The organism is Candidatus Niyogibacteria bacterium CG10_big_fil_rev_8_21_14_0_10_46_36 (genome assembly GCA_002772995.1).
In the GTDB taxonomy this organism is placed as follows: domain Bacteria; phylum Patescibacteriota; class Minisyncoccia; order 1-14-0-10-42-19; family 1-14-0-10-42-19; genus 1-14-0-10-46-36.
In genome coordinates, this window is record PFCO01000009.1 from 69,107 (window position 1) to 91,395 (window position 22,289).

Consider the following 22,289-nt stretch of genomic DNA (forward strand, 5'->3'; position numbering starts at 1 on the left):
TTTAAGCATTACGCAATCCCTCAAGAACCCGCTCAAGATCAACGGGGATGTCAGCCTCAAGGCGTATTTTTCCGCTCTGGGGGAGAGCAATCTCAAGAGTAGATGCATGCAAAAAATGCCGATTGAGGCCAAACGGGCACACAAACCGCTTCCCCGCATAAAGTTTATCGCACACAATAGGGTACCCAATAGCTTTCATGTGTACTCGTATCTGATGGGTGCGGCCTGTTTTTGGAAATAAACGGACCAGCGTATAGCCGCCCCCGAAATATTCAATTACCTCATAATCAGTACGCGCTTCGCGGACCATACCACGCATAAGGCCTTCCGCAGCGCGTCTTGTCGGATCATTTTTTGAACGGCCTATCGGCATGTCAATGGTGCCTTTTTTTTCTTTTACTTTCCCGACCACTAACGCCGCGTACTCCTTTACAACAGTACGCATATGGAATTGTTTTTTGAGATAGTCAAATGCTTCTTGGTTCCGCGCGACCACAAGAACGCCCGACGTGTCTTTATCAAGCCGATGCACTACACCAGGGCGTAATGGATCCTCTCCTACACCTTCTATCTCGGGAAATTGCCCCGCTATCATTTGGATAAGGGTGTCAGACGGGTGGTGTCTGTCGGGGTGCACCGAGACACCTGCGGGCTTATTTACCGCAATAATGTCACTGTCTTCGTAAATGATTTGCATGCCTCATAATGCCACATCTTGCAAAAAATAAAAATCCCGCGCGGGGCGGGATTCGTTTACATATCTTTTAGGAATTCTTCGTATAAGTCTACATCGCCGTTCTTTTGAATCTGCTTGTCTTCGTGCGGTGCAGCAAGTCTCCGATATAGCTCTGCTGCAGCGTCGTACAAAGCGCCCCTTATGGATGCGAACATCCAATACCGGAATTTCCCGAAGCGCGCTTTAACAACCGCTAGCCCGAGACGCGTGAAGCTATAATTGAGCAATCCTGTCATATCAACATCTTCGTGTATCAGCTTAGACATCTCTTCAGCAAGCTTATCAATATGAGGATTTAAAGCCGTGCGGTCCGGCTGTTTAATATATGGCATTAATATGCCTCCTTTTTTAAATACCTGGTGCGCCCGAGAAGGATCGAACTTCTGGCCTTTTCGATGTCAACGAAACGCTCTACCACTGAGCTACGGGCGCATGTTCTTGATGATGTGTTCAACTTCTTCTCGGCTTACGAGATTCCGTTTTTTTACTTCTTCGTCAATTAACTTCTTTATCTGTTCTTCGAGCGCCCTCTGACCTTCTTGCGCCTGCGCCAACAGTTCCTTCATTTGCGAAGGATCCATATTTTTCATCATGTCTGCTGCAAGTTTTGCCTGATCAAATATTCCCATATTATATGTATGCTAATTTTTTCTTGTATATAATATCATGTCCCGCCCCTTTTTGATAGAGGTCTTCCCGCTTGAGAGCTTCGTATCGGTGCCGCACAAGAAACGTCTGAATAGGAAGATTGTCCGCTTTCGCGTCGCACACAATATGCGAAGAGTTAAAATCACGAGCTCCTTCTATTTCGACATTACGCAATAGAAAGCTCGCGATATACCGCCCGCGCATATCGGGGCGCACCGTAAGATTTTTTATTTCAAGAGCGCGGGGATCTTTTTTGTGGCGTTGGTAGAGCGCCACCCCCGCAATATCATTGCCCGAAAGCGCTACCATCGCGCGCTTTTGTTCATTTTTGAGTTCAATAAAACTTTTATGGAGCCACTCGTCAAAATCAGGATACTGGATGCGCGGTATCCAAAGCCGCGGTCCCAAAAGATACCCGACTATTTCATCCAAACAAGAAGCGGGATATTCATTTGTGAAATGAAGGTTCATTGTAAAAGTTACCCCACCAGGATTTTTCTTCATCCGTAGCTCACAGCGTCCCGCTTACAACGGGACAAGCTCGCTCCTCCTTCAGAACCGGGGTTTCAAATCCCGGCAAACATTAAAATTATTAAATAAGCGGTCCCACCGGGATTTGAACCCGGGTTTCTAGGATGAAAACCTAGCGTCCTAGACCAGCCTAGACGATGGGACCAATAATAACCAGGATATAGTACATAATGTACCAGAGAAAATCAATCCTTTCAATAAAAAAACCTAGGCATAGCCTAGGTTTTTTGTTATTTTTTCACTTCTTCGCCTATGAGGTCTTTTGACACCCAAAAATTACTTCCCTGGAAAAATCCGTATCCACCGCATTGCATGCCTCGCACCGTTACGAGATACGCATCTTCGCGCTCACTCAATATGTCTACTATCAAAGATCCGTCTTGGATATAGCCGTCGGGATAAAATCCCGATGCCACCTTTCCGTTCACATCTTTGAATGAGACAAGTTTTTCTTCCGAAAACATTCCTCTGCTAACCGACTCAAGCGTTAAAAGACGCTTAGGATAATCCATCATAACCTCCGTCATTGTTTTTGAATAAGCTGTCCACGCATGGAACGAGGAGCTGTTACAGCGGTTATCATCCCATCAAAACGCAACACTTCTTCCGCTGCTGCACGGACGGCTTCTTTCGTTACCTCCCGGTACTGTGCGATTTCTTCCTGTATGGGAACGATGCGTCCATGCCACATCAATGCATTGAGATTCCGCGCCCCAAAAGAATAGGTTTTTTCGCATGTCTCAAGGTCTGCGGTATTCATGGTCTTCGCTTTTTCCAGCTCAGCATCAGAAACATATTCGGAACAGATTTTCTCAATCTCTTGCATAATAACCGCATGCGCTTCTTTCGGTTCTGATGTATATCCGACTACACTACTAATACCCGCATTAGAAAACCCCCAATACCCGGCTCGAATACTATACGCAAGTCCGCGCTTATCCCGCACCTCTTGGAACAGCCGGGAAGACGAGCCACAGCCTAAAATGCACATCAGAATATCAAGCGCATAACTTCTGTCGTCAGTAATTGGAGGTGCCCAAAAACCGATAGCAACAGCACTTTGCGTTATATGCTCCCTCACCCGTTCAGCGTATCTGTCAGCAACGCCACGCGCGGAGGGTCCCTTGAGTTCGCTTTTTCCGCTCCATGCTTTGTGAAAATTCCCAAAAAATTTTTCTGCAAGGCGTTGTGCTTTAGAATGCGATATGCCGCCTGCCATCGAGATAACTATGTTTGCGGGTTTGTAATATTTATACGCAAGCGTACGCAGATTGTCGGGCGTGATACGCGATACCGTTTCTTCGTCTCCAATAATGCTTCCCTGCAAACCGAGCATAGTCTCAAACAACAGATTTGTAACCGCCCTTGTGTTGTGTTCATGCCTCGTGCGCCATTCTTCTAAAATGACCTTCCGCTCTTTTTCAAATTCTTCTTCAGCAAATACGCTATTATGCAACGAGTCGGAATAAATATCCAAAAAGAGCTCTGCCTTGCTTTTGGGTCCGCTTACATAAAATACCGTCTCTTCGTAGGAAGTAAATGCATTCGTTTCCGCGCCGCATTCTTCAGCCTCACGCGCGATATCAAAGGCAGTCCGCGTAGGGGTTCCCTGAAACACCATGTGTTCATAAAAATGAGATAGACCCACCAGACCATCCGGCTCGTTGCGGGAGCCACATTTTACCCCAAGCTGGAAAACGAATTTCCCGGTATCCCGTTTTTGCGTTACTACAGTAATACCGTTCGGCATCACGCTTAGCTGAATGTCTTCCTTCTTCATAAAGACCTCCTTGGAAAAGATCAATTGCTCCACTTAACATATCAAAAAAATACTATATATTACAATGATAGAGTATGCGTATTCTTGCTATAGAAACATCGTGCGACGAAACATCGGTTGCCGTCATATATGCCACCGGCTCTTCCACGGAGCCGGATATTTCAATACGCGCCCACAACACAAGTTCGCAAATTAAGATACATCAAAAATTCGGGGGCGTTGTACCAAATCTTGCAAGCCGGGAGCACCAAAAAAATCTCGTTCCTATTCTTATACAATCCCTTAAAGAAGCGCGCATGCATGCGCGCTCAAAACGCGCCATAGCCACGCATAAAACAGTAGAACAGATACTCGTGCGCGAACAAGAGCTGCTATCACAAACAAAAAAATATGTATTTCCTCTTCGGAAGCCTGATATTGATGCAATTGCGGTTACTGTCGGGCCGGGTCTTGAGCCCGCGTTATGGGTTGGTATCAATTTTGCTCACGCGCTTTCCACACTTTGGAATCTCCCCATCATCCCCGTAAATCACATGGAGGGGCATATCTTTTCGGCGCTCCTTGAAACAAAAAAGCGCCGCTCTTTTGTTCCCAAGAATACCTTCCCCATGCTCGCATTGTTAGTCAGCGGAGGACACACGGAACTCATTCTTATTAAACAATACGGCTCATACACAATAGTCGGCGAAACGCTTGACGATGCGGCAGGCGAAGCATTCGACAAAACAGCAAGACTTTTGGAACTTCGCTACCCCGGGGGACCCGAAATTGCGGCGTACTCAGAAAAAAAACAAAACAAACGTATACACATTTCGCTGCCTCGTCCCATGCTCTATTCAAAAGATTTCAACTTTTCCTTTTCGGGTCTTAAGACTGCGGCACTCTACGCCGTACGGGACCTCAAAAAAAAATACTCCATGAAAGACATACAGCCGGTAATAGCAAAAGAATTCCAGGATGCTGCGGTAGAGGTGCTTGTATCAAAAACCATGCACGCAGCACGCCATTATAATGTAAAGAAAATTTTGATAGGTGGGGGTGTATCCGCAAATAGAGCATTGAGGGATACGTTCAAGAAAAAAGCAGAGAAAGAAAACATGCTTCTTGCCATATCACCCCTCTCCCTCACCGGAGATAATGCGCTCATGATTGCTATTGCGGCATTTTTCAACAAAAAAAACGCGAAAAAGGACGCGTCATTGTTAAAGGCACATGGGCAATTACGCATTACATAACGCTCCCCAAAGCACTTGTTCCATGTTATTCTAATAGTACTTTTATGCCGAAAGCACTTACGCCTCAATACAATCCTCACGAGATAGAATCCCATATCTATGATATCTGGACAAGCTCTGGCTTTTTTAATCCGGACAAACTCCCAAAGCGACACAAAAAACCGTTCACTATCGTCATTCCGCCCCCCAATATCACAGGCTCCCTGCATATGGGACATGCGCTCAATGCAACTATCCAGGACATCATCATACGCAAAAAACGGATGGAAGGATATAAGACCCTCTGGCTGCCAGGCACCGACCATGCTGGCATCGCAACACAAAATGTCGTTGAAAAGCAGCTTAAAAAAGAAGGGCTGTCGCGCTACAAACTTGGTAAAGAAAAATTCATAGAGCGCATCTGGGAATGGAAAGAGCAATACGGAAACACAATTCTTGAACAACTAAAAAAACTTGGCGCATCTTTGGATTGGACACGCACCCGATTCACAATGGACGAACAATACCAGGAAGCGGTAAGAAAAGCGTTCTTGCATTATCACAAAAAAAATATGCTCTACAAGGCGGAGAAAGTCATCAACTGGTGCACAAGATGCGGGACATCGCTCTCCGACCTAGAAATTGAATACAAGGAAGAGCATGCAAAACTTTACTATATCCAATATCCAATAAAGGATTCTGATAATCACGTTACCGTTGCAACAACCCGCCCCGAAACAATGCTCGGCGATACCGCGGTTGCCGTACATCCGAAAGATAGCCGGTATAAAAACATTGCGGGGAAAATGCTTATTCTTCCAATCCATCACCGTGAAATTCCTGTGGTTACGGACGAAAAAGTAGAAAAAGAATTCGGGACCGGAGCGGTAAAAGTAACCCCCGCGCATGATTTGTTGGATGCCGAAATTGGCGAACGACACAACCTCCCAGTTATGAAAGTCATCGGCCCCGACGGAAAGATGACAAAAGACGCAGGACCCGTCTGTGAGGGATTAAAAGTGAGCGATTGCCGAAACGCCGTTCTAGAAGCACTAAAAAAAGAGAACGCGCTTGAAAAAGAAGAAGACTATACCCACAATATTGCGCTCTGTTACCGATGCGCCACTCCCATAGAACCAATGCCGAGCATGCAGTGGTTTTTGAAAATGGAAGATCTTGCAAAAAAAGCGCTTACGGAGGTTAAAAAGGGGCGCGTGGCATTCCATCCTCAACGCTGGGAAAAAGTATATACCGACTGGCTAGAAAACATCCGCGACTGGACCATATCGCGCCAGATCTGGTGGGGACACGCCATTCCCCTTGAAGGAGAAGAGGATGTATTAGACACATGGTTTTCTTCCGCATTATGGCCATTTGCGACACTCGGCTGGCCCGAAAAAACTGACGACCTAAAAACATATTACCCCACACAAGTACTATCAACCGCACGCGATATCATCAATCTTTGGGTAACGCGAATGATATTTTCCGGAATGGAATTCATGGATGGAAAACCGTTTAGCGATGTTATCATCCACGCAACGATACTCACTAAAGACGGAAAGCGCATGTCAAAATCGCTTGGCACCGGCATCGATCCAATAAGTCTCATAGAACAGTACGGTTCGGATGCAACCCGTTTCGGCCTTATCTGGCAAGCGATGGGCAACCAAGACATTCATTGGTCGGAAGAACATGTGCGCGCGGGGAAAAAATTCTTAAACAAGATATGGAATTCCGCCCGCTTCGCTCTTATGCGCCTCCCTGAAGAAATAGAAGTTCCGACCTCGCCGCCGGACGCAAAAACAGAAGAAGCAAAAACGATTCTTTCCGCGCTCAAAACACTCAAAAAAAATGTACACAAACAAACAGACATGTACGAATTCGGGCACGCACTTCATGAGCTGTACGAATTTTACTGGCACGCATTTTGTGATGTATATCTGGAACATATAAAGCAATCGCACGAAGAAGAACATGCGCATGTGCTCGTATATACGCTTGCTGAATCCCTGAAGCTCCTACACCCCTTCATCCCCCATATCACTGAGCACATTTGGGAGCTGCTTCCCCACAAAGAAAGAAAATTGCTTATAATAGAAGAGTGGCCCGCATAGCGGATTCTGTTGCCACTCTTGCATGAACGAATCTCTTCTTATCATATCAACATCAGCGCTCTATGCGTTTCTCGGAAGCATCATCCCCGTGATAATTTGGTTATGGTTTTGGCTGAAGGAAGACCCGCATCCCAATCCCCGACGGATACTCATTGCCACCTTTTTGGGAGGAGCGCTTGCAGTACCCATTGCACTTATCGGAGAAATACTCGCCGCTAAATCTGCGGAAGCGATAGGTATATTCAACGAAACAACCTTTCCTTTTATGCTTTTGTTTGCATGGGCGGGGATAGAGGAATTCACAAAATACAAAGCAACAAGCATTATCGCGCTCCATCGCCCTGGATTCAATGAACCAATCGACGCACCCATCTATCTGATAACTGCCGCACTCGGATTTGCGGCATTTGAAAACACCATCTTCCTGTTTAATGCGTTCCAAGAAGCGCCGGTGCTCGGGCTTATTACCGGACAACTGCGGTTCTTGGGAGCAACATTGCTCCACGTGACCGCGTCGGGCATTGTAGGTGTGAGTATTGCCTATTCGTTTTTCCATGCAGAATCGCGCAAAAGAAACGTATTCGGCGGCCTCTTCACAGCAACATTATTGCACACGCTTTTTAATTTCTTTATACTAAAACAAGAGAACGGTAATGCGTTGCAAGTATTCATCGGCGTATGGATAGCAGCAATCATTTTTATGCTTCTCTTAGAAAAAGTAAAACGCATACGCCCGCCGTATAAATTCCCGCGCATGCGTTCATCATAATTTCTCATTATCTTCATATTTTATGTCTAAAACACGATCCTTTTTTGAGCGGCTTACCGGAAGCATTCCGGCAGATGAGTTTGATGGCGATATGATAGAGGAAGAAAAGCCAGCCATGTCATCTCCTGAGCCGCATCATATAACGCACCCGCACAATAACGAAGCTCCTCTCCAGGAAGAAGAAGCGCAGTTGACCGTTGATATGCATCAAACATCGGATGAAATTATTATCGAAGCAATGGTAGCGGGAGTAAAACCGGAAGATCTTGATGTTTCTATTACCCAAGATATGGTCACCATAAACGGAAAGCGCTCAAAGTCATCGACAGTACATGATGACAACTACTACTATCAAGAGCTGTATTGGGGGGGGTTTTCACGCTCCATACTTCTTCCGCAAGAAGTAGACTCCGAAGAAGCAGAGGCTACTATGAAACACGGGCTTTTGACCATACGCCTTCCGAAACTAGACAAAACAAAAGTACAAAAATTAAAAATAAAGAACGGGTAGCTGAAACGCAACAAAAATCCCGCACATGCTGGGATTTTTGTATATGTGCAACCGGTTGCCCAAAAAAAGAACTTCTGTTATATTTTTCAGTATGCCGCCGCGGTAGCTCAGTGGTAGAGCAGTGGCCTGAAGAGCCTCGTGTCGGGGGTCCGATTCCCTCCCGCGGCATATAAATAGACACAACAAAACTCTTTGCTCGTTTTCATGGACCAAAATAAAAATACATTCCAAGAATCTCCTATAGATCTTTCGCATGTGCAACCAAAACCCTCCCCGAAACATATTACTCCGGAGGGTGCGGGGCACACACGTGACTCGCTCACGGAGACCATCTTACGATCCGGAATAATAAAAAGCGAAACCCAATTGCGATATATCGTAATGATTTTTATCATTGCTGTTTTTATCATCGTATTTTTGTACTTATCAGGGAGCAGCAATGGAGACCTCCCTCCTCCTCCGCCGGGATATGACATCTAACATCATGAAGCAATCGTACGGTTTTACTCTTATTGAGCTCCTGGTTGTTGTCGCTATCATCGGCACCCTCGCCTCAGTGATACTCGCAAGCGTGAACAACGCACGAAAAAATAGCCGTGCTGCTCGCATTGTTGCTGATATGGACGCTATCGCAAAAGGATGGAGACTATGGCAGGCAGATACGAACACAGTATTTATCAATGAAAATACATATGGCAATGTGAATGCTGATGCGCCCTGCCATGACGAGCCGGTGCTTTCTGACACCGACCTCTTTTCTGATGCATCGGGAACACCCGGCTGGAACGGTCCGTATCTGCAGGCAATCCCACTTGACCCCTTCGGTAGAGAGTATTCGTATGATTATGATAGTGATACTTGGAATCCGCCGGGCAATAAATGGGGTGGCGTAAATATACAGATACAATGGTGTTCCGGGGAGGGCGCAGAATATCTGGAACTTGCGCCTCTGATAGACGCTGCGTATGATAATGGTGACGGAGCTGATTTGGGCATTTTTAAGTGGGACAATTCAGCTCCTGGCGGGTACGGCATCCTGCTTGCTCCCGCAGGAAATCAGTAAAAATACTTGACTTTTACATATTATTGTGCTACTATGTTGCATGATAATTAAAGTTCTTTCCCAACAACAAGGAGGACATGAAAATGTCCAAAACACAAAAGAAACGTGAAAAAAGACGCAAAAAAAGAGAACGAAGGAGGCTAGACAAAGCAGCAGAGAAAGCAGTTCGGCAATACAGCGCGCCGGATCCTGCCCCCACCGAAGAAACATATTTCCCCTTCCAAGGTGATATACATAACATACTGCAATCGCTCGGATTCCCATCCGCAGATGAGCCCGAACAAGAAAACGGCGTCGTATGCTTCGCAGAAGCAAAAAACCACTGCCTACATCCGTATATTGCCATTCGTGCCTTTCTCGGATGCACAAAAAAAGAGAGCGACATAAGAAAAGAATACGAGAAAGCCAAGCGGAGAGGGTTTGCGGTCTGGAGACCAACACTTATGCCGAGAGGATGGGACATATCTATAAAAAAGAAAACGGACTCCGGGCAATTTTTAAAATTACCCACGACAGAAGACCCCCAAGAAGCAAAAATGTTACTTTGCAAAGAAGTGCGGACAGCATAAATAAAAACGCCCGACTACATACATAGTCGGGCGTTTCACTTTTTATTCGCCGTAGATACGCTTCTGGCGCATATGCTCTGCTCTTTTATTGAATTCCTCCGCCTCATCCAAGACGCTTTCGAGTGCTTTTTCTTTTTCTTCTATTTTTTGTTCGATATTACTGATCTCTCTTTGAATATTTGCTATGTATTGCGGGCCGTCTCCCTCCTCACGCGCACGGTCAAGATCTTTTTGGAATTGGTCTAATGCAGTATAAAAATACACGATGTCGTCTTCTAATGCTTTTTTTCTGGGAAGCACTTCTTTTTCGGATTTGATATCGAAACCTTGTTCGATATCTACCACATTATCCCCATCCTTCCCGCCATATTCAAAAAAATCACGCTCAAATTGCTTTGCGTATGAATGACGCTCATCCTCTTTCTTTTTTTCAGCGAGCTTTTTTTCAAGCGATATTACGTTGTCCTTTTCCTCTGGGGAATGCTCAAATCGTTCTTTCATATTATTATGCATGAAATCTCTTTTCTGCCTCCTGCCAGTTCACCGTGTTCCACCAAGCAGCAATATAGTCCGGCCGCTTGTTCTGATATGTAAGATAATACGCGTGCTCCCAAACATCAAGCCCCAAAAGCGGAACCTGCCCATCCATAAGAGGACTGTCCTGGTTTGCGGTACTAATCACAGCCAATGCGCCATTGTATTTTACAAGCCATGCCCAACCCGACCCGAACCGGCCTGTTGCCGCTTTTGCAAATCCCTCTTTAAACCCAGAAAATCCTCCAAATGTTTCTTGTATTGCGGCCGCAATACTGCCCTGCGGCTCACCTCCCCCCTCCGGGCTCATGCTCGCCCAAAACAAAGAATGATTCGCATGCCCCCCACCGTTATTAATAACGGCTTGGCGTATATCTTCGGGGATATACTCGACATCCCGCAATAAATCTTCAATGCTTTTTCCCTGCAATTCGGGATATCCCTCAAGCGCCGCATTCAGCTTATCAACATATCCCTGATGGTGTTTTGTATGGTGGATCTCCATAGTACGCGCGTCAATATAAGGTTCGAGCGCATCGTATGCATATGAAAGTTTTGGAAGCGTGTGCATAGCAATATCCTTGTTATCTATAATAACTAATCTTTAGTATATCACGACTATCCCCGAAATATTAGAAATCCGATATACAACACATACAACACCAAAAAAAGCGCGCCGTTCTTTCTCGTGAGCGCGTGTTTTTTGCCCACGAACATAAATGAGAAAAAGATAAGCGTTGCCGCAACTAAGAATACGAGATCCGCGTTAATGAATGAGGGCACCGTAATAGGCGCGAACAGCGAAGTAAATCCTAATATCCAAAAAATGTTGAAAATATTCGAGCCGACAATATTGCCTACGGCAAGATCCATTTCTTGCTTGCGAGCTGCAGCCACCGAGGTAACCAGTTCCGGCAACGAGGTTCCGAGCGCAATAATAGTTGCGGAGATTAAAAATTGGCTCAATCCAAACTGCTGCGCGATAAACACCGCGCCATCGACCGTCCAATTGCCTCCAACATACAAACCAACAACCCCTCCGGCCATAAACAAGAGCATTCCCCCGTAGCTACGCTGTTTGATATCAATATCTTTTTCACTGAAACGCGTGCGTCCGCTCCGCACCGTTTCAAAAATGTAGTATAAAAATATCGCAAAAAAGAGGAGGAGTATAAGCCCGTCTCCCCGGGTAAGTTGCGGGGGATATATGCCATCAATTAAAAAATCATTTGCAAGGACAAACAGCGCCAATACCGCCATAAAGGAAAGTGGGATTTCACGCCACACGGTAGAATACTTTATCGTAATAGGAGCAATAACCGCGGCAATTCCTAGTATTAAAAGCGTGTTTGATATATTGCTCCCGATAATGTTACCAAATGCAACTTCTGTATTCCCTCCAAGTGCGGCAAAGATATTCACAATGAGCTCCGGCATAGAAGTGCCGAATGCCACGATAGTTAAGCCAATCACCAACGGCGGGATACCGCTCCTTTTCCCAAGCGCAGATGCGCCATCGACAAGCCAATCCGCCCCCTTTACAAGAAGAAATAATCCTATGCAAAAAAGAATATATACCATGTCTTCTATTATACCAAAGCACCCGTTATATATTGAAAAATATCCCTTTTCCTCATATAGTATAATGAAGATTGAGCCCCTTGTAGCTCAATGGATAGAGCAGCGGTCTTCTAAGCCGTTGATGTGGGTTCGATTCCTACCGAGGGGATATGGTTTTGGGCTCGCCCCGTTAGAAATGTTCCTAAAAGATTTTTAACGGGGCGCTTAGCTCAGCTGGCTAGAGCGACTCGTTTACACCGAGTAGGCCGGGGGTTCGAGTCCCTCAGCGCCCACTTATGAATAAAAATACTGGTGCATATGCCGGTGTTTTTATTATGATAGAAGTAATGGCACAATCGTCATTTTCAAAAACGCTTTCGAGATATGACGGGGCATTCGTGCGCTTCTGCAAGCGTGAATATGTACACCTGCTCCGCATCGCTCTTTTTCTTGTATATTTTTGGTTTGGTTTTTTGAAAGCAATAGATCTAAGCCCTGCGCATCCGCTTGTGCAGTCTCTCTTTGAGCGCACTATTCATTTTATGCCATATGATATGTTCTACGTCCTGTTCGCTATATTTGAAATGGTTATCGGCATCCTCTTTTTGATGCCAAAGCTTGAGCGTGTAGCACTGACTCTTTTGGCACTCCACCTGGTTACTACCGTCCTTCCATTATTCCTCCTGCCAGAAACAACCTGGCAAGGGCTATTTATCCCCACGCTTGAAGGACAATATATCATAAAAAATGTGCTCATTATCGCAGCAGCTATTGCCCTTGCCGCAACTCTTTCTCCAGCGCGCAAAACAAAAACGCAGAGCTAATCTCCGCGTTTTTCGTACATAGCACTCTTATTATAGCGATGGGTCAGAGATCGCGGGCGCTTCCAAAATATCTTCCAACAACAACTCATTATGAGAAAGCGTGAACAAAATATGATCAAGCGCTTTTTCGTTTACCTTGTCGAGATGAACATCTATACCATTCACTTGATCAGGCGTAATGGTGTGGGCGGTATCAAGATAGATAGAAATATTGGCAACGAGCACAAATATCAGGAAAAGAAACGCAAAGAGAACAAACGCACCCCAATATCCCCGCGGAGACCCGCTTAATATAGAAAATAGCTTGTGCGGAATATATTTAATTTTTTCTGTGAGTTGTTCCATGTTATGGCAATTGTGATAAAAAGCTCAATACTGTAAGCCGGATAGTTGCCGCCCATCCCGGCCCTTCTGCCGAACTTCTTTTGTTTATATTCACTAAATCAATTGATATCTGGAACGGCATCACCTCAAGCACCTTGATATAACGGTACAGCGCATCAAAGCTTCCTTCGAGATGCAGCTGTATTTCCGGACCACGGGCAGCTGATGCCGTCGGTAAGGATGCGCTTTCTACCTCCAGCTCAACACCGAGCTCGCGCGCGCGCGCTTCAAACGATTCTATAACACGGACCACAGAGCGTTCGTTGATAAATACGCTGTCTATTTCGTCTTTTCTTTGCTGCACTTCGTCAAAAAGTATCTCCAGGTCTTTCAGGTTTTGCTGACGCACCCCCATTCTTTCTATCTCCGTTTGAATATCAACCAGATGCTGCTGTTTTTCAGAAATTTTCGCTACAAAAAATCTACCAAGCCACGCAAGAAAGGCTAGAAGAACAATAACACCTATAATAATGGTGATTGATTTTCTCATTCTACATCAGGCGAACGAAGTAATGATTCTACGACATTAAACGTAAGGGTGAATTCTATATTTGATTCTTCCAAAAAATTAGAAATAGGTGAACGCACATTTTCTATCATCGCGTCTCCATCAAGCGCGTCGCTAAGCGCCAAAAGCGTGCTTCTGTCGCGAGCAACACCCTCTATTCTGAATTGCGGAACCGCACCCAATCCTTGGGGAAATGTGTACGAAAAGAACGAAAGAGACACCCCCGAACCTACATGCGAAAGGACAGCCTCAATGATACGGGATGTCAGTAATATGTCACTACTATTTCGCTCATATGCATCAAGTTTTCCATTCAGGGAGGACAGGCTGTCTTCTATTTCTTCAACATGCATAAGAAGCGGCGACTGCCTCACGATATTTAATTGTTCTTCAAGCTCATCCTCCTGCAGTGCTAAGGTTACCCACGGGATCCATAAAAGAAGAATAGCAATACACGCAATAAGCGCGATAATAATACCGGAAACAACAACAAACCGTACAAAACGCTCTTGCGCAAGATGATGTTTTGCTTTTTCCGGAAGAAGATTAATCATAATCAAAAGAACGGAGCGCTGCACCAACCGCAGAGCCATACATTAATGATTCGTGGAATGTAATCTCAGGGATGTATTCTTCAAAAGAAACGACATTTGTCCAGACATTGGCATGTTCCACGGGGATATGAATATTGTGAGAAAGATATTCGGAAAGACCGAGCAGGTTGGAATCTCCTCCGCATAAAAATATTTTTTTAATGGGGCCGTATTTTGCTCCTCCATGAAGCCCCGGCGCATGCGTCTCCCAAAAAGACACATATCGTTCTAGTTCGTCCCGCACCGCAGAAATAACAGGCAGAATTTCATGAAATATTTTTTTATCACTCATGCCGGCAATATTAAAATTTGCTTTTTTTATCCGCTCCGCTTCAGCAAGCGAAACGGCCATTTTTTCAGAAATTATCCGGTCAATATCTTTCCCCGCAACGGCAACGGTTGAGGTAAAACGAACCTGTCCTTCGTGCGCGATGATGAAAGTGGTGCGGGTTTTGCCAAAATCAATGATTAAAAACGGATCCTTCTCGCCCCGGGGAATAACAGCGCGCGCAAGCGCCTGCACCTCCGCATCGAAAGCCAGGGGGACAAGTCCTGCTTTCTCCACCGCATTGTAGTAACTCTCCACAAGCGCGTACGGGAACGAAATCATGGCAACTTCAAGCTGCTTCTTTCCTTTTTCGGATGCTTTCACATGAAGCACTTCAAAATCAAACACCGCCTCTTCCACCGGGAGAGGAACATATTCTGAGAATTGAGCCTCAAGCGCCGTTCGTATTTCTGTATTATGCATCGCCGGCAATTCTACTATATTCATATAGCCCTTCTCTTCTGGAAGAGTCAAATACACATATCGGACGCCAAATGGCTTGCACACTTCCCGCAAAAACGATGCGAGTTCTTCCGGTTTTTTTACTTCTCCCGACTCAATAATACCTTTCGGGATGGTTTTTTTACCGGATGCCGCAATACGAACACCATGCTTGAATGGCTCAAGCTTTATAAATTTAAGCGTCTCATCAGAAATATCCAAGCCGAATGCGGGCATAGTGAGATACGCTGGAGGCGGAAATTGTTTGTATAAAAATGAAAACATGTAATGATACGCGCCCCAATAAGAACAACGGATTTTAGTCAACTTCTTCCCACTGCTTGAATTCGTACTCGTTTGAAGTAGCAGGCAAAAACGCGGGGGGCTCAAAACTCATTTCGGGGTCATATGTGTTCTCTCGCTTATCAAATCCGGAGACCCAAACACCTGAGGATGTCCACTTTGTTCCCACCCGGCCGTTGCTGACAACCGAACCGAATATCTCAAGTTTTTCGCGCTTGTGATAGGGACTGTATGTTGTTGGATAATGGTTTCTTCCAAAATGCCCCGTCTGCGCTATAAATACCCCCTGGAGTTCCATGCTATCAGGCACCTGCAATCCAATGAGATTGTTGTGCTGCGCGATAAGCACAAAGCCGTCGGTTTCCGGATCTGCGTATGTCACATCCCCATTAATCCAAATGTCTGTTTCTTTGTTAGGGTCGGTAAGATCTGCCGACACAAGGGTTATTTTTCCGTTCACCCTGCTTTCGATTGAAGAACTTCCTATCCACAATGTATCTTCTACAAAAACAGCGCCACAGTCGGAAGGAACTGGAAAATTTCCCAGAAATGTTTCCGCGCCAATCACAGAATATTCATCGTGCCATCCGGTTTCGGTATTATAGGCATCTATGGCATTTACCGCAGTAACCATCCAAACATCAATAGTCCTATCTTCTTTTAATATAACATGATACCCATACTCTCCCGAAGGCGCGAAATACAATCCTCCGCCTCCTTGCGTTATCGCTTTTATCTCTGCAAGATCAACAGTTATCCCATTAAAATCAAATGTAGAAACGGGGAAGCGCCATAAGTCGCTGTTTTCCCCTGCCCCAAACACGCCGTCCTGGTTTTGTGATGGATTACATCCAAAAGAGCTGGTACAAAGCCATGTTTCTTTTGAAGAGGTAACTAACGAATTATTTTCTCCGTCCATGCGGATACCGCCATTTGAGTGGTATGGCCCTTTTATTTCACGATCAGCGCCTGCCCAGACATTATCATTCAAAAGAAAAGAAAAATCCGCCACAGTCGGTCGAACATACTTCACTGAAACGGTTCGCTTTACATCGGGGTGATCTACCGTCCATCCGGTAGAAACAAGCTGCGCTCCCGACACAACACCGCAACTCATATTTCCGGATACCTCCAAACTAAAGTATCCAAGAAGTCCGCCCTCCGGATCATGATATTCGTGCACATACGGACCTCCGCCCCCCGTTCCATCTTGCAGATCCTCAGGATCATGCGCTAAATGCCACCGGTAGTAATTCACTCCCGCTTCAGCTATTTCGAGCGCTTCGGCATATGAAACCCGTTCAAGAGACTGGCGGTGCTGCAATCCAATAAATCCGAGCGAACCCCCCAAAAGCATGACAAAAATAGAGCCGAACACAATCACCAAGACCACGACTATGCCTGCATTTTTTTGTAATGGCACGCTCTTTCTCATAAATTTGTTTTTAGATTGCGAAGCTGTACATCGCTTTCCAATTCAAAACTTTTTGGAGCGCTTGCCGGATCCACATTGATAATAAGGAATACCCTCATGAGCGTCGTTTCTTCGGGACGCGCAGGAGTTTCAGTAATTTCGTCTCCATTTTGGTCAAAGTATTGAAACAGGGGCGTTGTTGTCCCGTTTACTACATATTGGGAAACAATAGTTACTACTTCGTTTACCGTGTCATATGTTGTGGGCACACCGGTCGGATTCGTTATTCCTTTTTGAAAGATCGCCTCACTCCCGACTACATGTTCTGTTATTGTAAGATCAAAACGCACCTTCATTGCATGATTCGGCTCTATCCAATCACAAATGTCATTTACACCTGATGTTGAATTGGCAATAAAGTCGATATTTCCATCAGCAGCATAATCGCTTACATCAAACGAAAGGGACCCGCCCCACGCCGCAGAACAATCAACGCAGCCGCCATTACATATTCTGTCCAAAAGAACGCCGTCCGCATACACATTTGCATATTCATTACCTGATCCAAAGTCGCCCTCAACACTTACCGTTACTCCTGCTGACTCCAAGATACCGCCCTGCAAAAAATTAGAAAATGAAACATTGCAGGACCCGCCATCTACAAATGTCACGCATTCTTTTGTAATGGTGGTTGTAGTAGCGCTCCCGATAAAATAACGCACTCGCTCAACCAAATCATCCTTATCTACATCACTATAAAAAACAAACTCATTGTCGGTTGCTTCTCCTATGAGATATGCGCCATCCTCCCCGGTCTGGGCTTCGCGTATCTCACGCACCATGGTTTCTACACCCCGGCGCGCTTCGTTCACTGCATCTGCCTGCTGGAACGCGAATCGCTGAGTCCGGTACAATACGACCACAAATGTTACAATGGCAATCATCACAACGGCAAAGATAGAAGCAGCGATAATTGCTTCTATAAGCGTTAATCCCGCATTATTATTTTTCTTTCGTAGCAGCATACGCATACTCTAGAGCCCCGAAGGAATTAATGTCACTGCGCGCGCGGTGTTTCCGCTCGCCGAAACGGACCCGGCTGCGGTTTGGTAGCCCGCTGTTGAAATTTCGTAATTATATGAATCCGATGACAACGGAATGAATATTGTTTGGCCCTCGGCATTGGTAAATTGAGTTTTGTCATACCCTGAAATCGCACGCGTTAAACGAACCGATGCGCTAAAGACTGGCTCCGCAGTTTCGCTATTGGTAACCGTAAACAATACATTATTTTCTGCGGCAACAAAAAGCGATACAGACTTTGTTTCTCCTGGGACAAGAGTCACCGGCTGGGGTGCGGGATCCATATCAACAAGAGAAAGGGACGGATGAATAATAGAGAATGTGTAAGAATCCCACTCCCACCCTGAAATGTCGGCATGGCCCCCGCCGTCCGTTGTAACATCCGCCTCATATTTATATACCGGATTTTCTGATGCATCGGTTCCTATCGTTTTTGCACCCTGCACATGAACATCAACATTCGGCACAGCAATGGCATTGCCATCAATCCATGACGCCTGCCAATCTGCGAGCAACGGGGTTGATGAGCTATTGCTCGTAGTGAGCTCTGCGTATAGCCGCAAAACAGGATATGTTGTTGTTGAAAGGCCGGAAATATCCACGGGGGAGTTTATAAAACCCACACTATTCCCCGAAAGATCCGTATCGGGAATCTCTCCCCAAGATAATCCGTCAAAAAAGAGTATACGATAACGGATTTCCGTATCTACCGGCTCGCTATCGTTCCAAAAAAACTCATCCCAGGTAACTAGTTCGGCCGGTCCCACTGAAATTGATGTTATGCTGCCTACAGGAACATATTCCGTGGTACTTGCAAGAGACACCGCGCCGCCGGAAAGAAAAATATCTTGCGACGCGCTGATACGCGAAGCATCAACAAACGAATCGGCAAATGAGCCGCCGCCAAACGGAGAAAATGTATCAATAGAAAACGATCCGAGCGTATCAATAGAAAAACTGATCTGCGTAAGCTCACCTTCAAGAACAGTCACATGGGGCGTGTTCGGAACCGCAACAACCTCGGTGCCATATGTCTGATCGGCACTCATCCCCGTCTTAGAAACAGTAACCTCATACCCCTCAACAGATGCGGGCGCGCCTGCTATCAGCACTTTGCCATCCGTATTCGTTTCGAAATTCGCATCAATCACTGGCAGAACATCATTATTCACCACATGCACCTCCGCTTCAGAAATGGGAATACCCACCGCATTAAACACAGTCACAAAAAGATTTCCCCCCCCAATATCCGTCTCTAACCCCTTTGGAGAAATATCAGAAATAAGCGCAACATCACCGCTTGTGCCGGAGTCCCACGAGACCCGGACCTTTACCCGCTTGTAGTCATTAGGAAGCGCATCGGCAGGCGCCTCTCCATCAAACGGATCATCCACGTATACAACAGTTGTTTTTACGATAAAGTCGACACCGTTACGAGCAATAGTCTCTGTTTCTGGGATAACACCCGGGGGAATACCTCCGATTGTACCAACATCAACATACGAAAGATTGCGCGCAAATTCTACCCGCTGGTTTGCGAGAGCGGTCGCAAGCACACGCAAACGCGACTGCGATACGACCCGGAGCCCGACACGATATGCACCGATAATCCCTATAAAAACAATCATAAGCAAAAAAACCCCTATTAAGATCTCTAAAAGGGAAAATCCTTTTTGTTTTTGGAGGAACAGCATCTTCATGCGCTAGAGACTTCCCAAAGAAGAATAAAGAGGAGTAATCATGGCAAATGCAAAGAACCCGACAATGGCACCAATGATAACCATCAAAATAGGCTCGATAATCACCGACAAATCCTTTGTCTCGGCGGCAACCTCTCCTTCATAAAATTCTGCGACACGAAAAAGCATACCTGAGAGCTTTCCGGTTTCTTCTCCTACCTGTATCATCTCCCCCATAAGAATGGGGTATAGCTTTTCGTTACGTATGAACGCATCTGAAATGGGGTTCCCTTTTTGTATCTCATCCTCTGATTGCACAATGACTTTTTTAAAATAACTATTTTGAACAACATCTTCCGTGATTTTAAGCGCTTCTATAATATTCACTCCCGAATCAATCAAGGAGCCGAGCGTGCGCGCAGTGCGCGCAGAATTAATCTTCTGAGTAAGTCCGGAGATAAGCGGCATCCGTAAAAAAAATGTATCCAAAAGAAGCCCTCCCGGGGCGCTCCGGAAAAACATTCCCGAGAGAAAAAAGAGCACAACCGCCCCGCCCAGCACAAGTAAACCATTCCCTGCAAGAAAATTACTCGCATTGATGACTAATTTTGTACTTGCGGGAAGTTCTATTGCAAGCTCTTCAAATGTTGATACAAGCGTCGGAATGACATAAATCATCATAAGAATACCGATAAGCACCATTACCATAATAATGATAAGCGGATACATGAACGCGCCCCGCACCTTGCGGCGGAGATCATAATCACGCTCCAGCTGGTGCCCAATAAGTTTGAGCGCCTCTTCAAGCTTCCCCGATGCTTCTCCTGCGCGCACCATTGAACGGAACAGCGACGAAAAGACACTCGGGTACGCTTCCATTGCCCCGGAAAGCGGTTTTCCTTTTTGAATATCCTCTTCCATGCGGGCAAGTATCTTTTTGAATTTTTGATTTGTTGACTGCCGTCCGAGAACTTCAAGGCCGCGAGTCAACGATACTCCTGCGCCTATCATTTCAGCTAAATTGCGCGCAAAGACCATTTTATCTACAACAGAAACACCGCGGAACCCTCCTATCATAAAAGAGAACTTTGACGCTTTTACTTTTTCTTTGTAAGAAACAAGCAAATACCCCTCCTCACGCAACGACGAAGCAAGCTCCGTACGCGATGAAGCCTCTCGGGTTCCTGAAATCTCCTCTCCGCTCATTCGTTTTGCACGATAGGTGAATGTAGGCATATCGTTTATTTAATGCGCGCGTTATTCGTTCGACACGCGAAGTACTTCTTCTATAGAGGTGAGCCCCTGTGCGGCTTTTGCGATACCGTCTTCAAACATGGTAACCATTCCCTCCTTCTTTGCCTGTCTCTCTATGTCGTCAGACGATGCATTCCGGATGATCATTTCTTTTATAGATTCGCTTACATACAGCGCTTCGTGTATTCCTATCCGTCCTTTGTAGCCGTCTGCACATTCACTTGATTCTTCGGGGTGAGTAAATGAAATATCTTTCCAGGATGCCTTTTCCTTTGCCGCCTTGTACCGCTTTACTACTTCAAGAATCCGTGCCGGATCAACTTCCGGTCCGAGATCTTTTATATCTTTTTCTGTAAATGCATATTTTTTCTTGCTCTTGCACAGCTGCCGCACCAAACGCTGGGCAATAATCACATTGACCGTAGATGCGATTAAGAACGGCTCAACTCCCATTTCAATAAGACGCGGGAGCGCCCCTGCAGCGGAATTCGTGTGTAGTGTAGAAAGCACTAAATGTCCGGTAAGCGCCGCATTCACCGCAAGCGCTGCAGTTTCCGCGTCACGAATCTCTCCAACCATAATAATGTCGGGGTCTTGCCGCAATAGCGAACGCAAACCGCTCGCAAATGTATATCCAATATCCGGGCGCACCTGACTTTGGTTGATACGCGGCATTCGGTACTCTATCGGATCTTCAATAGTAGAAATATTTACTTCCGGAGTATTTAAAATATCCAGCACCGTATAGAGCGTTGTTGTTTTTCCGGAACCGGTAGGGCCGGTTGCAAGAATCATGCCCGTAGGCCGCTTGATGGCTTTCTGGATAAGATCGAGCTGGTCGTCGTGGAACCCAAGCACTTCAAGCGTAAACCCTTGTGATCCTTCGTGCAAAATACGCAATACCGCCTTTTCTCCCCCATAGATCGGCAAGATGGAAACACGAAAAGATATTTTTTCATCTTGCGTTTCCATTTTAAACCGGCCGTCTTGCGGCAGGCGATGCTCATCAAGCTTAAGGTTGGAGAGCACTTTGATGCGCGCGATGATGCCGGAAGCAATCTGACGCGGTAATACCATCGCATCATGCAAAATGCCGTCAATGCGATACCGCACAATAACCTCGTTCTCAAGGGGCTCAATGTGCACATCTGATGCTTTCTGGACGATTGCGTGCTTGAGAAGTGTCTCCACGATACGGACAACAGGCAAGTCTTCGGCGAGCTTCTCCAGGTCTTCCTGAGATGATTCTTCCTGCTTTCCTTCCGCTGCTTTTAAGCTCATTTTTTCGACATCTTCCTTGATGATGTCGCCAAATTCGGCTTTTAGGCTTTTTTGATATTGGGAAAGCGCATTTTTTATCCCCTCTCTGCTTGTAAAGCGGGGGGCAATCTTAAGATTCGATTTTTTCTTGATAAACTCGACGGTTTCCAGGTCTTCTGGGTCGAG

At 45.8% G+C, this 22,289-nt stretch carries 25 protein-coding genes, 5 tRNA genes and 1 pseudogene (1 of these 31 cut by a window edge); 11 read left to right on the plus strand and 20 right to left on the minus strand.

Going from position 1 to position 22,289, the window contains the following annotated elements; genetic code table 11:
- Position 1 precedes the first annotated feature (1 nt).
- From COU47_04080 to COU47_04115, 8 genes are all read right to left on the minus strand, one after another.
- Positions 2 to 697 carry an RluA family pseudouridine synthase gene (locus COU47_04080; protein PIR69248.1) on the minus strand — a complete coding sequence of 232 codons (696 nt, stop codon included), beginning with the start codon at positions 695 to 697 and terminating at the stop codon, positions 2 to 4.
- Between the two features lie 56 nt (positions 698 to 753).
- Positions 754 to 1,068: a hypothetical protein gene (locus COU47_04085; GenBank protein PIR69249.1), complete on the minus strand. Its 315-nt coding sequence runs from the start codon at positions 1,066 to 1,068 to the stop codon at positions 754 to 756.
- Between the two features lie 25 nt (positions 1,069 to 1,093).
- Positions 1,094 to 1,168 (minus strand) — tRNA-Val (locus tag COU47_04090).
- A complete protein-coding gene (locus COU47_04095; GenBank protein PIR69250.1) occupies positions 1,159 to 1,365 on the minus strand; it encodes a hypothetical protein in 207 nt (68 codons plus the stop codon). The genes COU47_04090 and COU47_04095 overlap by 10 nt, the downstream gene beginning before the upstream one ends.
- Position 1,366: 1 nt before the next feature.
- Positions 1,367 to 1,888, minus strand: a complete 522-nt coding sequence (locus tag COU47_04100; protein PIR69251.1) for a hypothetical protein — start codon at positions 1,886 to 1,888, stop codon at positions 1,367 to 1,369.
- Between the two features lie 97 nt (positions 1,889 to 1,985).
- Positions 1,986 to 2,060 (minus strand) — tRNA-Glu (locus COU47_04105).
- A gap of 85 nt (positions 2,061 to 2,145) precedes the next feature.
- Positions 2,146 to 2,427 (minus strand): hypothetical protein, encoded by a 282-nt coding sequence (locus COU47_04110; protein ID PIR69252.1) that lies wholly within the window; start codon positions 2,425 to 2,427, stop codon positions 2,146 to 2,148.
- An 11-nt stretch (positions 2,428 to 2,438) separates the two neighbouring features.
- Positions 2,439 to 3,695, minus strand: coding sequence for a hypothetical protein (locus COU47_04115; GenBank protein PIR69253.1), 1,257 nt, complete (start codon positions 3,693 to 3,695; stop codon positions 2,439 to 2,441).
- A 74-nt stretch (positions 3,696 to 3,769) separates the two neighbouring features.
- Between COU47_04115 and COU47_04120 the strand changes: the two genes are divergently transcribed.
- The 8 genes from COU47_04120 (at position 3,770) to COU47_04155 (ending at position 9,938) form a co-directional block, all read left to right on the plus strand.
- Complete coding sequence (locus COU47_04120; protein ID PIR69254.1) at positions 3,770 to 4,930, plus strand: tRNA (adenosine(37)-N6)-threonylcarbamoyltransferase complex transferase subunit TsaD; 1,161 nt, start codon at positions 3,770 to 3,772, stop codon at positions 4,928 to 4,930.
- Positions 4,931 to 4,974: 44 nt separating this feature from the next.
- Complete coding sequence (locus tag COU47_04125; protein ID PIR69255.1) at positions 4,975 to 7,026, plus strand: valine--tRNA ligase; 2,052 nt, start codon at positions 4,975 to 4,977, stop codon at positions 7,024 to 7,026.
- 22 nt (positions 7,027 to 7,048) lie between these two features.
- Complete coding sequence (locus COU47_04130) at positions 7,049 to 7,795, plus strand: hypothetical protein (protein PIR69256.1); 747 nt, start codon at positions 7,049 to 7,051, stop codon at positions 7,793 to 7,795.
- Positions 7,796 to 7,817: 22 nt separating this feature from the next.
- Positions 7,818 to 8,306 (plus strand): hypothetical protein, encoded by a 489-nt coding sequence (locus tag COU47_04135; protein PIR69257.1) that lies wholly within the window; start codon positions 7,818 to 7,820, stop codon positions 8,304 to 8,306.
- A gap of 96 nt (positions 8,307 to 8,402) precedes the next feature.
- A tRNA-Phe gene (locus COU47_04140) sits at positions 8,403 to 8,474 on the plus strand.
- A 36-nt stretch (positions 8,475 to 8,510) separates the two neighbouring features.
- Positions 8,511 to 8,786: a hypothetical protein gene (locus COU47_04145; GenBank protein ID PIR69258.1), complete on the plus strand. Its 276-nt coding sequence runs from the start codon at positions 8,511 to 8,513 to the stop codon at positions 8,784 to 8,786.
- A complete protein-coding gene (locus COU47_04150) occupies positions 8,746 to 9,369 on the plus strand; it encodes a hypothetical protein (GenBank protein PIR69259.1) in 624 nt (207 codons plus the stop codon). Before COU47_04145 ends, COU47_04150 begins: the two co-directional genes overlap by 41 nt.
- A gap of 83 nt (positions 9,370 to 9,452) precedes the next feature.
- Entirely contained in the window at positions 9,453 to 9,938 is a 486-nt protein-coding gene (locus COU47_04155) for a hypothetical protein (protein ID PIR69260.1), read from the plus strand.
- Positions 9,939 to 9,980: 42 nt separating this feature from the next.
- On the opposite strand, the gene COU47_04160 is transcribed toward COU47_04155, so the two are convergent.
- From COU47_04160 to COU47_04170, 3 genes are read right to left on the minus strand one after another with little or no spacing between them, the layout of a single operon-like run.
- A complete protein-coding gene (locus COU47_04160) occupies positions 9,981 to 10,451 on the minus strand; it encodes a hypothetical protein (GenBank protein PIR69261.1) in 471 nt (156 codons plus the stop codon).
- Positions 10,444 to 11,043 (minus strand): superoxide dismutase, encoded by a 600-nt coding sequence (locus tag COU47_04165; GenBank protein ID PIR69262.1) that lies wholly within the window; start codon positions 11,041 to 11,043, stop codon positions 10,444 to 10,446. The genes COU47_04160 and COU47_04165 overlap by 8 nt, the downstream gene beginning before the upstream one ends.
- Before the next feature lie 47 nt (positions 11,044 to 11,090).
- The gene (locus tag COU47_04170; protein PIR69263.1) at positions 11,091 to 12,053 is read right to left on the minus strand and encodes a sodium:proton exchanger; all 963 of its coding nucleotides are present in this window, start codon (positions 12,051 to 12,053) and stop codon (positions 11,091 to 11,093) included.
- Between the two features lie 76 nt (positions 12,054 to 12,129).
- Between COU47_04170 and COU47_04175 the strand changes: the two genes are divergently transcribed.
- The 3 genes from COU47_04175 (at position 12,130) to COU47_04185 (ending at position 12,856) form a co-directional block, all read left to right on the plus strand.
- Positions 12,130 to 12,201 (plus strand) — tRNA-Arg (locus tag COU47_04175).
- A gap of 50 nt (positions 12,202 to 12,251) precedes the next feature.
- Positions 12,252 to 12,325, plus strand: a tRNA-Val gene (locus tag COU47_04180).
- Positions 12,326 to 12,328: 3 nt separating this feature from the next.
- Complete coding sequence (locus COU47_04185; GenBank protein ID PIR69264.1) at positions 12,329 to 12,856, plus strand: hypothetical protein; 528 nt, start codon at positions 12,329 to 12,331, stop codon at positions 12,854 to 12,856.
- Positions 12,857 to 12,886: 30 nt separating this feature from the next.
- Here the strand turns inward: COU47_04185 and COU47_04190 are convergent, their stop codons facing one another.
- From COU47_04190 to COU47_04230, 9 genes and pseudogenes are all read right to left on the minus strand, one after another.
- Complete coding sequence (locus COU47_04190) at positions 12,887 to 13,201, minus strand: hypothetical protein (GenBank protein PIR69265.1); 315 nt, start codon at positions 13,199 to 13,201, stop codon at positions 12,887 to 12,889.
- A gap of 1 nt (position 13,202) precedes the next feature.
- The gene (locus COU47_04195) at positions 13,203 to 13,730 is read right to left on the minus strand and encodes a hypothetical protein (GenBank protein ID PIR69266.1); all 528 of its coding nucleotides are present in this window, start codon (positions 13,728 to 13,730) and stop codon (positions 13,203 to 13,205) included.
- The gene (locus COU47_04200) at positions 13,727 to 14,302 is read right to left on the minus strand and encodes a hypothetical protein (protein PIR69267.1); all 576 of its coding nucleotides are present in this window, start codon (positions 14,300 to 14,302) and stop codon (positions 13,727 to 13,729) included. The genes COU47_04195 and COU47_04200 overlap by 4 nt, the downstream gene beginning before the upstream one ends.
- The gene (locus COU47_04205; protein PIR69268.1) at positions 14,295 to 15,395 is read right to left on the minus strand and encodes a hypothetical protein; all 1,101 of its coding nucleotides are present in this window, start codon (positions 15,393 to 15,395) and stop codon (positions 14,295 to 14,297) included. Before COU47_04205 ends, COU47_04200 begins: the two co-directional genes overlap by 8 nt.
- Before the next feature lie 34 nt (positions 15,396 to 15,429).
- On the minus strand, positions 15,430 to 16,848 hold the full coding sequence (locus tag COU47_04210; protein ID PIR69269.1) for a hypothetical protein: 1,419 nt from the start codon (positions 16,846 to 16,848) through the stop codon (positions 15,430 to 15,432).
- Positions 16,845 to 17,858 (minus strand): hypothetical protein, encoded by a 1,014-nt coding sequence (locus tag COU47_04215; GenBank protein PIR69270.1) that lies wholly within the window; start codon positions 17,856 to 17,858, stop codon positions 16,845 to 16,847. Before COU47_04215 ends, COU47_04210 begins: the two co-directional genes overlap by 4 nt.
- Positions 17,859 to 17,861: 3 nt before the next feature.
- Positions 17,862 to 19,610 (minus strand): hypothetical protein, encoded by a 1,749-nt coding sequence (locus COU47_04220; GenBank protein PIR69271.1) that lies wholly within the window; start codon positions 19,608 to 19,610, stop codon positions 17,862 to 17,864.
- 3 nt (positions 19,611 to 19,613) lie between these two features.
- Positions 19,614 to 20,825 carry a hypothetical protein gene (locus tag COU47_04225; protein PIR69272.1) on the minus strand — a complete coding sequence of 404 codons (1,212 nt, stop codon included), beginning with the start codon at positions 20,823 to 20,825 and terminating at the stop codon, positions 19,614 to 19,616.
- A 21-nt stretch (positions 20,826 to 20,846) separates the two neighbouring features.
- A pseudogene (locus COU47_04230) lies at positions 20,847 to 22,289 on the minus strand (hypothetical protein); it runs 270 nt beyond the window's last position.

Bases quoted from the DNA above. Each gene is read 5' to 3' on its own strand.
- COU47_04080 (PIR69248.1), bottom strand. From the start codon at position 697: ATGCAAATCATTTACGAAGACAGTGACATTATTGCGGTAAATAAGCCC.
- COU47_04085 (PIR69249.1), bottom strand. From the start codon at position 1,068: ATGCCATATATTAAACAGCCGGACCGCACGGCTTTAAATCCTCATATT.
- COU47_04095 (PIR69250.1), bottom strand. From the start codon at position 1,365: ATGGGAATATTTGATCAGGCAAAACTTGCAGCAGACATGATGAAAAAT.
- COU47_04100 (PIR69251.1), bottom strand. From the start codon at position 1,888: ATGAAGAAAAATCCTGGTGGGGTAACTTTTACAATGAACCTTCATTTC.
- COU47_04110 (PIR69252.1), bottom strand. From the start codon at position 2,427: ATGGATTATCCTAAGCGTCTTTTAACGCTTGAGTCGGTTAGCAGAGGA.
- COU47_04115 (PIR69253.1), bottom strand. From the start codon at position 3,695: ATGAAGAAGGAAGACATTCAGCTAAGCGTGATGCCGAACGGTATTACT.
- COU47_04120 (PIR69254.1), top strand. From the start codon at position 3,770: ATGCGTATTCTTGCTATAGAAACATCGTGCGACGAAACATCGGTTGCC.
- COU47_04125 (PIR69255.1), top strand. From the start codon at position 4,975: ATGCCGAAAGCACTTACGCCTCAATACAATCCTCACGAGATAGAATCC.
- COU47_04130 (PIR69256.1), top strand. From the start codon at position 7,049: ATGAACGAATCTCTTCTTATCATATCAACATCAGCGCTCTATGCGTTT.
- COU47_04135 (PIR69257.1), top strand. From the start codon at position 7,818: ATGTCTAAAACACGATCCTTTTTTGAGCGGCTTACCGGAAGCATTCCG.
- COU47_04145 (PIR69258.1), top strand. From the start codon at position 8,511: ATGGACCAAAATAAAAATACATTCCAAGAATCTCCTATAGATCTTTCG.
- COU47_04150 (PIR69259.1), top strand. From the start codon at position 8,746: ATGGAGACCTCCCTCCTCCTCCGCCGGGATATGACATCTAACATCATG.
- COU47_04155 (PIR69260.1), top strand. From the start codon at position 9,453: ATGTCCAAAACACAAAAGAAACGTGAAAAAAGACGCAAAAAAAGAGAA.
- COU47_04160 (PIR69261.1), bottom strand. From the start codon at position 10,451: ATGCATAATAATATGAAAGAACGATTTGAGCATTCCCCAGAGGAAAAG.
- COU47_04165 (PIR69262.1), bottom strand. From the start codon at position 11,043: ATGCACACGCTTCCAAAACTTTCATATGCATACGATGCGCTCGAACCT.
- COU47_04170 (PIR69263.1), bottom strand. From the start codon at position 12,053: ATGGTATATATTCTTTTTTGCATAGGATTATTTCTTCTTGTAAAGGGG.
- COU47_04185 (PIR69264.1), top strand. From the start codon at position 12,329: ATGAATAAAAATACTGGTGCATATGCCGGTGTTTTTATTATGATAGAA.
- COU47_04190 (PIR69265.1), bottom strand. From the start codon at position 13,201: ATGGAACAACTCACAGAAAAAATTAAATATATTCCGCACAAGCTATTT.
- COU47_04195 (PIR69266.1), bottom strand. From the start codon at position 13,730: ATGAGAAAATCAATCACCATTATTATAGGTGTTATTGTTCTTCTAGCC.
- COU47_04200 (PIR69267.1), bottom strand. From the start codon at position 14,302: ATGATTAATCTTCTTCCGGAAAAAGCAAAACATCATCTTGCGCAAGAG.
- COU47_04205 (PIR69268.1), bottom strand. From the start codon at position 15,395: ATGTTTTCATTTTTATACAAACAATTTCCGCCTCCAGCGTATCTCACT.
- COU47_04210 (PIR69269.1), bottom strand. From the start codon at position 16,848: ATGAGAAAGAGCGTGCCATTACAAAAAAATGCAGGCATAGTCGTGGTC.
- COU47_04215 (PIR69270.1), bottom strand. From the start codon at position 17,858: ATGCGTATGCTGCTACGAAAGAAAAATAATAATGCGGGATTAACGCTT.
- COU47_04220 (PIR69271.1), bottom strand. From the start codon at position 19,610: ATGAAGATGCTGTTCCTCCAAAAACAAAAAGGATTTTCCCTTTTAGAG.
- COU47_04225 (PIR69272.1), bottom strand. From the start codon at position 20,825: ATGCCTACATTCACCTATCGTGCAAAACGAATGAGCGGAGAGGAGATT.